We start from the raw sequence: 13,930 nt of genomic DNA, 5'->3' as shown, positions 1-13,930 counted from the left end.
GGGAGCCTGTGGGCAACGCCGATCGCATGACGTCGATGCGATCGTATGGTGGGCATGGACCCGCTGCCGATCGTGCTTCCCGCTACTCCCGCCTCGCCACGTCGCGCTCCATTGCCGTACGTGGCTGCGTGCATGCCCGTTCTCGCCGGAATCGTGCTGTGGATGATCACGGGCTCGCTGTTCACCCTCTGCTTCGCCGCGCTCGGCCCGCTCATGATGCTGGCGTCCTTCGTCGACTCGTCACGAGGGCGCCGTCGTGAGCGACGTCGCCTCGACGAAGAGAACGAGCAGGCGTGGACCACCGCGCAGGGCGAGCTGGAGCGGCTTCAGAATGAGGAGCGACTGCGGCTGCGCACACTCCACCCGGATGCCGCGACGGCGATCGCGCAGACGCCGCTGCGCGGCATTGCCCCGGTCGACGCCGAGACCCTTCTGGTCGTCGGGCGCGGGACGGTGCCGAGCGCGATCCGCACGACCGGCGGCGACGGGGAGCGCGCCCGTGCATTCCAGGAGCGGGGCAGGGCACTCGGCGCCGCGCCGATCCGTGTGCCGATTCGGCGCGGAGTCTGCCTACGAGGGCCTGAGCCGCTCGTCGTGGCCGCTGCGCGGGCGCTCGTGATCCAGATCAGCCTACGGTTCGGACCGAGCCAGGTGGCGTTCGTGGGGGAACGCGGGGAGGAGCGGGGCTTCGGCATGCTGCCGCACGCCGCGCCCGGTCGGCGGAGTGCGTTCCGTATCGGCGTCCAGTCATCCGGTGAACGGATGCCGGAGGTCGACGCGGTGATCTGGCTGTCGGGGGCCGGCGAGGATGTGCCGGAGGGAATCGCCACGGTCATCGATGTGAGCGAGCCCCGGCGGTCCACGGTTCGGACGCCCGACGGCGTCACCGACATCGAAGTCGAGTGCCTCTCCCGCGAGCAGTTCCTCGAGATCGCGCGGGAGTGCGTCGCCGCGGACGATGCGACCGATGTCGTGCCGGACGAGGTCGCCCTGAGCGATCTGTCCCAGTCGTGCGGAGCCGAGGGGCTTCCCGCCACGATCGGACGCGGGGAGCGCGACGACGTCGTCCTCGACATCGTGGCCGACGGTCCGCACGCCATCGTCACGGGAACGACGGGAACGGGGAAGAGCGAACTCCTGGTGACCTGGGTGACGGCCATCGCATCCGCCCACGGACCGGACCGCGTCAACTTCGTGCTCGCAGACTTCAAGGGCGGCACGGCATTCGAGCCGCTCCGCGATCTGCCGCAGGTCGTCGCCGTGATCACCGACCTCGACGAGCACGGCGCGCGCCGCGGCGTCTCCAGCCTCACCGCTGAACTTCGACGCCGCGAAGGAGCGCTGGCCGCATCCCGTGTCCGTGACATCCGCGACACGTCGATGCCCCGCCTGGTCATCGTCGTCGACGAGTTCGCGGCGCTCCTGCAGGAGCATCCCGATCTGGGAGCGGTGTTCACCGATATCGCCGCCCGCGGACGAGCGCTCGGAATGCATCTGATCCTCGGAACGCAGCGCGCGTCCGGCGTGGTCAAGGACGCACTCGCGGCGAACTGTCCGCTTCGCGTCAGCCTGCGGGTCAGCGACGCGGCAGACAGCCGTGCCGTCATCGGCACCGACGCGGCGGCGGAGATCCCCGGGGGAGCGACGGCCCGAGGGCTCTGCCTGGTCCGCCGTCCACAGGACTCCGGTCCCGCAGCCGTCCGTGTCGCGCTCACCACCGCCTCGGATATCCGCGCGCTGAGCGGACACTGGGAGCACGCGTCCGCATCTCCGAGCCCCTGGCTGCCTGCTCTCCCCGACTCGCTCCCCGTGACGGAGCTCAGTATCGGCTCCGAAGCCTCGACCGGGTCGGTCGTCTGGGGGATTCAGGACGACCCCGAGAACCAGGCTCAACCGCCGTTGACCCTGCGCCCCGGTCGTGAGCGGGGAGTCGCCCTCATCGGCGCGCTGGGCTCGGGGCGTACGACCGCTCTGACCACGCTCCGTGCGCAAGTCGCCGATGCGCTGTGGATTCCCCGCGACGCCGAGCAACTGTGGGACATCGTCGAGGCTGTCGCAGCAGGAGGTGCACGCCTGCCGTCGCTGGTGCTCTGCGACGACCTCGACTCACGGATCAGCGAGCTTCCGGCCGAGTACGCCCAGCAGCTCGTGCAGCGATGGGAGCAGATCCTGCGCGCCGAATCGGCCACGACCTTCGTGCTCACCGCGATGCGTTCATCGGGGCCGGTCGGGAGGGTTCTCGACATTCTCCCGCGCCGCGTGCTCTTGCGGGCGGCCAGCAGAGTCGAGCACATCGCGGCCGGGGGAGAGTCCGCCACCTTCGATACGCGTCTTCCACCCGGTCGTGGGTTCACCGGAGGTCGAGCGGTGCAGTTCGCGTGGACCCGCGACGACGCGGATCACGGGGATGTCGCGCAGCCGACCGCGGAGTGGACCGCGTCGGCGAACCTCACCGCCATCGTGACGGCGGGAGCTCCGTCTGTCGTCACCGCGCTGCGCAACGCCCACCCCGAGACCGAAGTGCGCCTCCTCGAGCCCCCGCGTCCCGGTGAACGTCCCGGCGAACGCGAGGCGGGGGAGGCGGGGGAGCGGCGGCCGGGCAGCGCGACGGTGCGGCAGATCATCGTGGGAGACGCGGAGTCGTGGCAGCGGGACTGGTCTCTCTGGCAGCGCGTGCGCGCCGAGGGCGAGGTGTTGATCCGCGCCGAGCGCCCGAGTGACCTCAGACAACTCGGCGGAGTCCGCGAACTCCCGCCCTACGCGCGCCTCCACGCGGGTCGGGTGTGGGCGCTCCGTGGCTCGGAGCAGCCGCGGCGGTTGGTTCTGCCTTCGCTGCTGTCGGCGCCCCGTTCGACGACACGCACAGTCGGCATGCCGAGCGCCGTGACCGCCGCGAGCGGCACGGAGAGACCACTCACCCGCAGGCAACGTCGCGAGGGAGTGCCGTCGTGAGGGAGTGCCGTCGTGAGCGGGAATGAACCCGGAATCCGCGCAGGGTCGACGGGGATCAGAGGCCGGGGGCAGGGCGGACCTCGCCCACCGGCTGCCCACCGCCGAGCACCGAGAGCGAGAGCGCCGCGGTCAGGGCGGTCAGATCGTCCGCTGTGAGCGCACCCGCCCGCGCGAGCAGCGTGGCAGCGACGATGGTCGACGCGCGGGCGCCGCCGTCGAGCATCTTCAGCGCCACGGTCGTGCCGTTGGGGGCCACCATGACCATCACACCTTCCGCGCCGCCCTTGGCGAAGACCCCGAGGGTCTCGATGGCAATGGTGTCGGGCCGTCCGGGGCCCTCGATCGTCCACGGGTGCTCGCGAACGGCGCGCACCAGCGAACCGGCGACGCGGTGCAGTGCGAAGGGCGAGCGGTCGGATGCCGTGCCGATCCGGTGGATCGCACGGGCGAGACCGGTCAGCGTCATGGCGTACACGGGAGCACCGCACCCGTCGATCGCCGTGTGGGCGATCTTCTCACCCGTGAGCCGCTCGATGACCTCTCGGATGTGCGCCTGCAGGGGATGGGTGGGCTCGAGATAGCCGTCGGTCGGCCATCCGGTCGCGACGCACGCGCGGAGCATGGCGGCGTGCTTTCCGGAGCAGTTCATCCGCACGCGCGTGGGCTCACCGTGCTCGCGGACCATCTCATCGCGTGCCGCGGTGTCGCTGGGCCAGGACGGTGGGCAGGCGAGCGAATCCTCGGTGAGCCCGCCCTCGGTGAGCATGTCGCGCACGGCAGCAGCGTGACGCTCGGTCCCGACGTGGCTCGCCGTCGACATCGCCAGGTGTTCGCCGTCGAGAACGGCGCCGGCGGTGATGCATGCGATCGCCTGCAGTGGCTTCAGACTCGATCGAGGCAGGATGAGGGCATCCGCGTTGCCATATCGGGCCACGACCTCGCCGTCCGACGAGAGCACGACCGCGGCTCCGGCATGACGGGATTCGATGAATCCACTCCGCTCGACCACGGCGAGTTCGACGGAATCCTGAACGGTGATTGTCTCCAGCACCCGTCAAGACTATCCCCGGGTCCTCGAGACCTCATGACGACGCTCGTGGCCCGGGAGTGTCGGCGCTCGATGGCACACTGGACGCATGACAGAGAGCACACCGCGAGCGGCACGGGTCCTCGGCGAGCACCACTACGCGCTCACGAGCACCTGGACGGGCAACATCGGCGCCGGCACCACCGGCTACCGGGACTATCGCCGCGACGTGTCCATCACGGTCGACGGCAAGCCGGAGATCCTGGCCTCGGCGGACAAGCCGTTCCGCGGTGATCCCTCGCGGTGGAATCCCGAGGACATGCTTCTCGCCTCGCTCTCGGAATGCCACCTGCTCTCGTACCTGCACGCGTGCGTCACCGCGGGCGTCGTCGTCGTCTCCTACCGCGACGACGCCAAAGGGGTGATGCGTGAGAACGGAAAAGGCGGCGGAGCATTCGTCGAGGTGACACTGCACCCGCAGGTCGTCGTCGCCGAGGCATCCATGATCGATGCGGCAGAGCGAGCCCACGTGCAGGCCAACGAGTGGTGCTTCATCGCGAACTCGGTCAACTTCCCCGTGCGGCACGAGGCCACGATCACGGCGTCGGTCTGAGAGCAGGACGACTCAGCGGCGCTCGTGCGGCAGGGCCTGCTTGATCTTCTCGATCGTGCCCTGCGCGGGCGCCTCGTTGTACGTGCCGGCGAGTTCCTGCCCCGACAGCGCATGGATCGCGGCCATGATCTCGTCGGTGGCCAGCCGCCGTGCGCGGCCGCTGCTTGCCGGCCCATGGGGTGACAGGTCGAGCGGCTCACCGAAACGCACGGTGATGCGCTCTTTCGTCGACGGGATCTTCGCCCCGACGGGCATGACCTTGTCGGTGCCGACGAGACCCACCGGCACGACGGGAGCACCCGTCTGCAACGCCAGGAAAGCCACGCCGGTGCGTCCCTTGTACAGGCGGCCGTCGGTCGAACGCGTGCCTTCGGGGTAGAGCGCGACGGCGAGGCCGTCGTCGAGAAGCTGTCGCTGCAGGTCGAGCGCGTCGAGCGCGGCCTGTCCCGCACCGCGGCGCACGGGGATCGCGCCGATGGACTCGAAGAACGTCTTGCTCGCCCAGCCCTTCAGTCCCGTGCCCTCGAAATAACTCGACTTCGCGAGGAAATGCACCGGTCGCGGCGCCGCGACCGGAATCGCGATCGAATCGATGAACGACAGGTGGTTGCTCGCGAAGATGACCGCACCCGAGCGCGGGACGTTCTCCTTGCCCTCGACGCGGGGACGGTAGATCAGCCGCGCGAGAGGGCTGATGATGCTGCGGCCGAGAGCGTACGCTAAGCCGGCATGACGCGGTTGCGAGGCCTCTGCGGAGGGGGATTCCGGTTCCACGGACGGCTCAGAAGTCATCAGAGCAGGCTACTCCCGGATCTATGCCTCCCGTGGAATGAAGCCACATGTCGGATCTATCAGCGCGAGCAAAGGGGGAATGCGAGAGGATAGAGCGTCCCGCCCGCGATCTTGAGGTCTCACTGTGCGCAAGCGTCCCCTTGTTCTTCTGTCCACCGTCGCTGCGGCGACCCTCCTGCTCGCCGGTTGCTCCGGGGAGTCGGCGCCCGAATCGAGCAGCACGCCGTCGCCCGACACGGCGAGCTCCTGCCTCGCCGATCTCGCATCGGGTGCCGGATCCGATGCTGTGACCGTCGAAGGCACCGATGCCGAAGCGAAGGTCACCGTTCCTGCGGGCACCGAGATCACCGAGCCCGAACGATCGGTCATCGTCGAGGGCGACGGCGACGAGGTTCTCCACGGCGACCTGGTCTCGTTGCGTTACCAGCTCGTCGACGCGACGACGAACGAGGTGCTCAGCAGCTCGGAGCGCGGCCCGGATGGCATCCTCTCGGCCCTGCTCGCCGAGCAGCAGCAGCAGATCTCCGACCCGACCCAGTCGACGGTCTTCACGGTCGCCGCAGAGTGCCTGCCGATCGGTTCGAGCGTCGTGCTCACCCTTCCGGCCTCCCAGGAGGGGCTGAACCCCAGCGTGCTCTACGTGCAGACCATCGAGAAGCTGCCGACGACCGCGTCGGGCACTGACGTCGAACCCGAGGCGGGCATGCCCACCGTCGAGCTCGACGCCGATGGAGCTCCCACCATCACGCTTCCCGATGGTGACGCCCCGACGGAGACGAAGGTCGCCGTCCTCAAGCAGGGCGACGGAGCGACTGTCGCCGAGGGCGACCTCGTGACCGTTCAGTACCGCGGCATCAAGTGGTCGGACGGCGAAGAGTTCGACTCCAGCTGGAGCCGCGGAGCCGCCCCGTCGCAGTTCCCCACCACGGGCGTCGTCACCGGATTCAAGAAGGCGCTCGAGGGGCAGAAGGTCGGATCCCAGGTCATCGTGACGATGCCGCCGTCCGACGCCTACGGCGCGAGCGAGGGCAACGAGCTCCAGAACGAGAGCCTCGTCTTCGTCGTAGACATCCTCGCGACCACCCCGCCGGAGCAGGTCCAGCAGTAGTCCCGGGGCCGAGGGCGTGTCATAGGCTGACCACATGCAGCGCATCATCGTCCTCGGCTCCACCGGTTCCATCGGCACGCAAGCGCTCGACGTGATCCGCGCCAATCCTCGGCGGTTCGAACTCGTCGGTCTGGCCGCCGGTTCGAACGCGGAGATGCTCGCCGAACAGGCAGAGCAGTTCCGCGTCGAGAACACGGCGCTCGGGGCCGCCGAAGCCGAACAGCTGGTGCGCGATGTCGACGCGGACGTGGTCCTCAACGCGATCACTGGGTCGATCGGACTCGGGTCGACGCTGGCAGCCCTGAAGGCGGGACGCACCCTGGCGCTCGCCAACAAGGAATCGCTCATCGTCGGTGGCGAGCTCGTGCTCGCGGCTGCGAAGCCGGGCCAGATCGTGCCCGTCGACTCCGAGCACTCGGCGATCGCGCAGGCACTGCGCAGCGGAACGCACGGCGAGGTGCGGCGGCTGGTCGTGACGGCATCCGGCGGTCCGTTCCGTGGCCGGCGACGCGACGAGCTGGCCGATGTCACGCCGGCCGAGGCGCTCGCGCATCCCACCTGGGATATGGGCCGGATGGTGACGACGAACTCCGCGACGCTCGTCAACAAGGGCCTCGAGGTCATCGAAGCGCACCTGCTGTTCGACATCGCCTACGAGGACATCGATGTCGTCGTGCACCCGCAGTCCATCGTGCACTCCATGGTCGAGTTCATCGACGGCTCGACCATCGCGCAGGCCTCGCCGCCCGACATGCGGCTGCCGATCTCGTTGGGCTTGGACTGGCCGAACCGCGTCGGAGGAGTCGGGCGTCCGCTCGACTGGACGAGAGCGTCGTCATGGACCTTCGAGCCGCTCGACGATCGGGCATTCCCCTCCGTCGCGCTCGCGAAGTCGGTCGGTCGGGCCGGTGCCACGTTCCCCGCGGTCTACAACGCTGCCAACGAGCAGGCGGTCGACGCCTTCCACGAAGGACGCCTGCCGTTCCTCGGCATCGTCGACACGATCGCCCGGGTCGTCGACGCGCACGAGCCGCCGGAGAAGCTCACGGTCGACACATTGGCCGCTGCCGAGCTCTGGGCCCGCGACAAGGCCGATCGACTGATCGCCGCGGCATCCTGATCCGGCTGCTTCCCGTCCCGGCTCAGTCCTCGTCGGGGTAGGGCACGGGCCAGCGGGACTCCGGCACAGGCCAGCCGGCCGCGCGCAGCGCACGACGGGCGAGCTCGCGCGCGGAGTACGGGGTGCGCACGCCGCGGATGTCGCGGTAGTCCTGGTGCCCGGGACCGGCCCACAGGATCGCGTCTCCGTCGCCGACGAGCGACACGGCGGCGACGATAGCGGCCTCGGGCGGCGAGTACTCGTGGATCTCGGCATCGGGTCGTGCCTGGCGCGCCCCGGCGATGAGCGTCGCTCGGATCGACTCCGGGTTCTCGAAGCGCGGGTGGTGGTCGGTGACGACGAGCACGTCGCTGCCCTCGACGGCAGTGCGGGCCATGTCGAAGCGCTTGCTGGCATCACGATCGCCGTCAGCGCCGAAGAGCATGAGAACGCGTCCGGGAGTCACTCGACGCACGGCGGCGAGGGTCTTCTCGAAGGCGTCGGGGGAGTGGCCGAAGTCGACGAACACCGCCGGTCCCCGATCGCCGGAGACGAGCTGGGTGCGGCCGGGCAGATAAGCGCGGATGCCTCCGTCGCGCGACAGCGCCTCGGAGATGCGCTCCCAGGTGTAGCCGCCTTCGAGGAGCATGACGATCGCCAGCGCGGCGTTCGCCGCCATGTGCGGGCCGATGACGGGCACGGTGGTGGTGAGGGTGCCCGCGGGACCCGACATCGTGAAGGTCGTCCCTGCGGCACGTTCGTCGTCGATCGTGACGACCCAGTCGGCCTGCGCCGCGGCCTCGGGGTCTGCGGCGATCAAGGGCGTTCCGACCGTGACGACGGGGATCTCCGCGCGCTGCACGACGATCGCGCCCGACGGCGAGTCGAGGCAGATCACGCTGCGTCGTGCCCGATCCGGGCGGAAGAGGGGCAGTTTCGCCTCGAAGTACTCCTCCATGTCGGCGTAGTCGTCGAGATGGTCGTGGCTGAGATTCGTGAAACCGGCGACGTCGAAGCGGATGCCGTCGACGCGATGGCGCGAGAGCGCCTGAGCGCTGACCTCGACGGCCACGGCTTCGACATGGCGCTCGCGCATGAGAGCGAGCAGGGCATGCATCTCGGATGCCTCAGGAGTGGTGAGGCGCGAGACGATGACTTCGCCGGCGATGTGTCGCTCGGCGGTGGAGGAGAGCCCGGTGACGACTCCGAGCTGATCGAGGATTCCCTCGAGCAGGTGCGAGACGCTCGTCTTGCCGTTCGTGCCGGTCGTCGCGAAGAGCAGGGGGAGCGGGTCTTCCGCACCCGTTCCATACACCCAGGCGCTCAGATCGCCCAGGACCCCGCGAGGGTTCTCGACGACGAGGATCGGCAGGCCCGCGGACCGGGCGATGTCGGCGCCGGCCTCATCGGTGATGATGGCGACGGCACCCTTCTCGGCAGCGGTCGCCGAGAACTCGGCTCCGTGGCGATTGACGCCCTGGATCGCGACGAAGGCCTCGCCGGGACGCAGATCGGCCGTCGCCAGGGTGATGCCGGAGACGGCGACACCCTGCACGTCACCGTGCACGGTGCGGGCGAAACGGGATGCGAGTTCGGACAGCTCACGCCGGGGCGGGTTCGCGGGGCGGAGCACGGGAGGCAGGCTCGGTTGTTGTTCAATCGACATGTCTCTTCCATGATCTCACGCCCCGGGCGGATTCCTAGGCGCGAGGCAGTAGCGTGGGGCCGTGGAAATCCTGCTCTATGCGGGTGGCATCCTGTTCATGCTGGTCGGGCTCGGGCTCTCGATCGGACTGCACGAGATCGGTCACCTCCTGCCTGCCAAGCTCTTCGGCGTACGCGTCGGCCAGTACATGATCGGCTTCGGCCCGCGCATGTGGTCGCGACGCATCGGCGAGACGGAGTACGGATTCAAGCTGCTCCCGCTCGGCGGGTTCATCTCGATGTCGGGCATGTATCCGGCCTCGAAGAATGCGGGTCCGGCGAGGGGGATCTTCCGTTCGCTCGTGCAGGACGCACGATCGGCGAACGACGAGACGATCGCGGCGGGCGAAGAGGATCGCGTGTTCTACAAGCTTCCGGTGTGGAAGCGGGTGATCGTCATGCTCGGCGGTCCGTTCATGAACCTGCTCCTCGCGTTGCTCATCTTCACGGTGCTGGCATCGGGGATCGGCCTGCAGCAGGGCACGACGACGATCGCATCGGTCACCGAGTGCGTTCTGCCCGCAGGATCGACGCAGGACGAATGCGCGGCCGATGACCCGGAGTCGCCCGCTGCCGAGGCGGGTATCAAGCCGGGGGATGTCCTGGTCTCGATCGATGGGACGCCCGTCTCGACGTTCGCCGATGCGACGGCGATCGTGCAGCAGGCGCCGGGCGAGATGCTCGATGTCGTGGTGCGTCGCGACGGGGTGGAGCAGACGCTCGAGATCACCCCGATCTCCGCCGAACGCACCCTCACCGATGCCAGCGGCCGCCCGCTCCTCGACGACGCGGGCGATCCGATCGTCAAGGAAGTGGGCTTCGTCGGCATGGGGGCGCAGATGGGCTACGTGCCCCAGCCTCTGATCGTCGGCCCGGAGATGGCGATCGACAACGTCGGTCGGGTCGCGTCGCTGATCGTCACGCTGCCCGTGCGCCTGTGGGACATCGGAGCATCCCTCGTGACGGGGACCGAACGAGACCCCAATGGCCCGCTCAGCGTGGTCGGGGTCGGTCGCCTCGCGGGCGAGGTGGCCGCGACGGACGCGCCGATTCTCAACCGCTTCGCCGGGCTCCTCAACCTGCTCGGTGCCCTGAACATCGCCCTGTTCGTGTTCAATCTCATTCCGTTGCTCCCGCTGGACGGCGGGCACATCGTCGTGGCGCTCTGGGAGGGCGTGAAGCGGGCCTGGGCGCGGCTGTTCCGTCGTCCGCCACCCGCCCCGGTCGACGCGACCAAGCTCGTGCCGTTGACGGTCGTGGTCGCCGTGCTGTTGATCGGAATGGGCGCACTGCTGCTGCTGGCCGACGTGTTCAATCCGGTCAGCATCCTGCAGTAGCAGGACCGATCAGGCGAGGGCGTCGGCCACCAGGCGCTCGAGAGTGCGGATGCCGTCGCGGGACAGGATCGACTCGAGGTGCCCCTGCACCGACGCGAAGTGCGGTCCGCGGAGCGCATAGACGTCACCCGACGTCGGGTCGGCGGAGACCTCCGCGCGTCCGATCACCGTGGTGCCGGGATCGACTCGTGCGGTGAACGTGTTGTAGAAGCCGATCGACGCGTCCTCACCGAAGACGGGAACGGACTTCTGCAGGCCCTGGTGCGGCGCGTCCAGCGGCGTGAGAGTGATGCCCAGGCGGTCGGCGAGGATCTGGTGGCTCAGGCACACGGCGAGCAGCGGCGAGCCGATGTCGACACGGCGCGCGACCACCTCGCGCATGCGCGCGATGCGAGGGGTCGAGTCGTCGCGCGGGTCTCCGGGGCCGGGGCCGGCGACGACCAGGTCCGCCGCATCCAGGTCGGCGTCGAGCACGTCGCTCCACGCCGCGATACGCACCTCCAACCCGAGGTGACGCAGCTGGTGCGCGAGCATCGTCGTGAAACGGTCCTCGGCATCGACGACCAGGGCCGTGCGTCCCGCGAAGGGTCCGTCGAGATCATCGCCCTGCGGATTGAGCCAGAAATCGGCCAGTCGCGCGTTGCGTGACGAGAGCAGTGCAGAGATCGAGGGATCGTCGGCCAGGGAGACGGATTCGCCCGGAGCATCCGCATCGCTGCGCGCCTCGGCGACGCTGTCGCGGTCGATCGCTCCAATCGCCCCGAGGACTCCGGCCGCCTTGCCGTGCGTCTCGCTCACCTCGCCGTGCGGGTCGGAGTGCCGCACCAGAGTGGCGCCCACCGGCACGCGCACCTCACCGTTCTGCAGATAGACCGTGCGAATGAGGATCGGGGCGTCGAGGTCGTGCCCGCCCTCGGCGTTCGGGGTGAACAGCGCCGCGACGCCGGAGTAGTAGCCGCGCGGCTCACGCTCGTGCCGGCGGATCACGGCGCACGCGTTCTGCATCGGTGATCCGGTGACGGTGGGGGCGAACATGGTCTCGCGGAGGATGTCGCGCGGATCCAGGCGGCTGCGTCCGCGCAGCATGTACTCGGTGTGGGTGAGCCGCGACATCTCCTTGAGATGCGGACCCGTGATCCGGCCTCCGTCCGAGCAGACAGCGCTCATCATCTTCAGCTCTTCGTCGACGACCATGAAGAGCTCTTCGGTCTCCTTGGTCGAGGAGAGGAAGTCGACGAGCGTCTCTTTCGTCGCACCGCCGGCCGGATGCCGGAACGTGCCGGAGATCGGGTTCATCGTGACGATCCCGTCGCGGGCGACGACGTGCGCCTCGGGGCTGGCTCCGACGGCGATGTGGCCGGGCGTGAAGACGGCGAAGGTCCAGTAGGCCCCGCGCTCGTGGGTGAGCAGCGCCCGGAACCAGGTGAGCGCCGCCGTCCGGTCGTCGACGTCGATCTTCGCCGTGAAGTCGCGGCGGATCACGAAGTTCGCCCCCTCGCCTCGACCGATCTCGTCGGCGATGACCTTCTCGACGATGGCGGCATACTCCTCGTCGTCGATGTCGAATCCATCGTCGTGCAGGGGAACGCGGGAGTGCGGCAACGAGGCGACGAGCTCGGACGTGGGAAGGTTCAGGTGCTCATCGACGATCAGGCAACGCAGAGGTGCCCCGTCGTCCTGCGAGACGAAACCCCGCTCGCGCACCTGGCGGTACGGAACCAGGGCGAAGACCTCGCGGGGGATGCCGTCGAGAGTGAGGGGGATGTCCGCGAGCAGGTCGACGTCGGTGACGTCTCCGGTGAGCAGCTCGACGGTGTCGGCGCCGTCGCGCGCGATGAGGACGAAGGAAGCGCTCGGGTCGGCGCTGAGCTCGGCGAGTCGTGAGAGGGTCATCGATGTCTCCTGTGCAGGGATCCGGCTCGGCGCAACGAAAAGACCGCCCCGGAGGCGGTCTGGATTCGTGGGGAACGCGAACACACCGCCTAGAAGGCGGGCCACCAGGTGAAGTTCGCGAGCATGGGGCGAAACTACCACACCGAGAAGCACGTCTCCGGTCGGTGACACCGCACTCGGAGCGCTCGGCATCCAGCCCATGCGCATCCTGGCGGCGTAGGCTTGAGGAGTGCCAGCAGTGAATCTTGGGATGCCGAAGATCCCCGAAGTCCTCGCCCCGCGCCGCAAGTCTCGCCAGATCAAGGTGGGCAAGGTGCTCGTGGGAGGCAATGCCCCCGTCACCGTGCAGTCGATGACGACGACGAAGACCACGGACATCAACGCGACCCTGCAGCAGATCGCAGAGCTCACGGCCTCCGGCTGCGAGATCGTCCGCGTCGCCGTTCCGCATCAGGACGACGCCGACGCGCTGAAGATCATCGCGATGAAGAGCCAGATCCCGGTCATCGCCGACATCCACTTCCAGCCTCGCTACATCTACACGGCCATCGACGCCGGGTGCGGTGCGGTGCGGGTGAACCCGGGAAACATCCGCGAATTCGACGGCAACGTCGGAAAGATCGCGGAGGCGGCCAAAGCCGCCGGAGTATCGCTGCGCATCGGCGTGAACGCCGGATCGCTCGATCGCCGCATCCTCACGAAGTACGGCAAGGCGACCGCCGAGGCCCTCGTCGAGAGCGCCGTCTGGGAAGCATCCCTCTTCGAGGAGCACGACTTCCACGACTTCAAGATCTCGGTCAAGCACAACGACCCGATCGTCATGGTCAAGGCCTACCGCCTGCTCGCCGAGCGCGGCGATTGGCCGCTGCACCTCGGAGTGACCGAGGCGGGCCCCGCGTTCCAGGGCACGATCAAGAGTGCGACCGCCTTCGGCATCCTGCTCGGCGAGGGCATCGGCGACACGATCCGCGTCTCGCTCTCGGCACCGCCCGCCGAAGAGGTCAAGGTCGGCCACCAGATCCTGCAGTCCCTGAATCTTCGCGAGCGCAAGCTCGAGATCGTGTCCTGCCCGTCGTGCGGGCGCGCTCAGGTCGACGTCTACACGCTCGCCGAGAACGTCACCGAGGGTCTCAAAGACATGACCGTGCCGCTGCGCGTCGCCGTGATGGGCTGCGTCGTGAACGGTCCCGGTGAGGCGCGCGAGGCCGACCTCGGCGTGGCTTCCGGCAACGGCAAGGGACAGATCTTCGTCAAGGGCGAGGTCGTCAAGACCGTTCCCGAGGCCGACATCGTCGCGACGCTCATCCAGGAAGCGAACCGGATCGCCGCCGAGATGGGACCGCAGGCACCCGTCGGCACCGCGCAGGTCATCACCGCCTGATCCCTGGCCGCGTGGTCATATCGA

General features: G+C 68.8%; 10 protein-coding genes. 6 read left to right on the top strand and 4 right to left on the bottom strand.

Annotation, left to right across the window (positions count from 1 at the left end; genetic code table 11):
• Positions 1-132 precede the first annotated feature (132 nt).
• Entirely contained in the window at positions 133-2,952 is a 2,820-nt protein-coding gene (locus tag ACIOSY_RS04140) for an FtsK/SpoIIIE domain-containing protein (RefSeq protein ID WP_400849470.1), read from the top strand.
• 55 nt (positions 2,953-3,007) lie between these two features.
• Here ACIOSY_RS04140 and ACIOSY_RS04135 read toward each other — a convergent pair whose 3' ends face one another.
• Positions 3,008-4,003 (bottom strand): asparaginase, encoded by a 996-nt coding sequence (locus ACIOSY_RS04135; protein ID WP_400849467.1) that lies wholly within the window; start codon positions 4,001-4,003, stop codon positions 3,008-3,010.
• Positions 4,004-4,088: 85 nt separating this feature from the next.
• Between ACIOSY_RS04135 and ACIOSY_RS04130 the strand changes: the two genes are divergently transcribed.
• Positions 4,089-4,592, top strand: a complete 504-nt coding sequence (locus ACIOSY_RS04130; RefSeq protein ID WP_400849464.1) for an OsmC family protein — start codon at positions 4,089-4,091, stop codon at positions 4,590-4,592.
• A 12-nt stretch (positions 4,593-4,604) separates the two neighbouring features.
• Here the strand turns inward: ACIOSY_RS04130 and ACIOSY_RS04125 are convergent, their stop codons facing one another.
• Positions 4,605-5,384 (bottom strand): lysophospholipid acyltransferase family protein, encoded by a 780-nt coding sequence (locus ACIOSY_RS04125; RefSeq protein WP_400849461.1) that lies wholly within the window; start codon positions 5,382-5,384, stop codon positions 4,605-4,607.
• 124 nt (positions 5,385-5,508) lie between these two features.
• Between ACIOSY_RS04125 and ACIOSY_RS04120 the strand changes: the two genes are divergently transcribed.
• Together ACIOSY_RS04120 and dxr are read left to right on the top strand one after the other, a co-directional pair.
• Entirely contained in the window at positions 5,509-6,492 is a 984-nt protein-coding gene (locus ACIOSY_RS04120; protein WP_400849458.1) for an FKBP-type peptidyl-prolyl cis-trans isomerase, read from the top strand.
• 34 nt (positions 6,493-6,526) lie between these two features.
• A complete protein-coding gene (dxr, locus tag ACIOSY_RS04115; RefSeq protein WP_400849455.1) occupies positions 6,527-7,612 on the top strand; it encodes a 1-deoxy-D-xylulose-5-phosphate reductoisomerase in 1,086 nt (361 codons plus the stop codon).
• 22 nt (positions 7,613-7,634) lie between these two features.
• On the opposite strand, the gene ACIOSY_RS04110 is transcribed toward dxr, so the two are convergent.
• Complete coding sequence (locus ACIOSY_RS04110) at positions 7,635-9,257, bottom strand: Mur ligase family protein (RefSeq protein WP_400849452.1); 1,623 nt, start codon at positions 9,255-9,257, stop codon at positions 7,635-7,637.
• 61 nt (positions 9,258-9,318) lie between these two features.
• Here ACIOSY_RS04110 and ACIOSY_RS04105 point away from each other — a divergent pair, with 61 nt between their 5' ends.
• Positions 9,319-10,632, top strand: a complete 1,314-nt coding sequence (locus ACIOSY_RS04105) for a M50 family metallopeptidase (RefSeq protein WP_400849449.1) — start codon at positions 9,319-9,321, stop codon at positions 10,630-10,632.
• A 9-nt stretch (positions 10,633-10,641) separates the two neighbouring features.
• Here ACIOSY_RS04105 and ACIOSY_RS04100 read toward each other — a convergent pair whose 3' ends face one another.
• A complete protein-coding gene (locus ACIOSY_RS04100; RefSeq protein ID WP_400849446.1) occupies positions 10,642-12,525 on the bottom strand; it encodes a chorismate-binding protein in 1,884 nt (627 codons plus the stop codon).
• Positions 12,526-12,754: 229 nt separating this feature from the next.
• Between ACIOSY_RS04100 and ispG the strand changes: the two genes are divergently transcribed.
• Entirely contained in the window at positions 12,755-13,906 is a 1,152-nt protein-coding gene (gene ispG, locus ACIOSY_RS04095; protein WP_400849443.1) for a flavodoxin-dependent (E)-4-hydroxy-3-methylbut-2-enyl-diphosphate synthase, read from the top strand.
• Positions 13,907-13,930 lie beyond the last annotated feature (24 nt).

Source organism: Microbacterium sp. NPDC087665, from assembly GCF_044743285.1.
Taxonomy (GTDB): Bacteria; Actinomycetota; Actinomycetes; order Actinomycetales; family Microbacteriaceae; genus Microbacterium.
The sequence above is the reverse complement of the archived record's forward strand: the minus strand, read 5'-3'. Positions and strand labels throughout refer to the sequence as shown.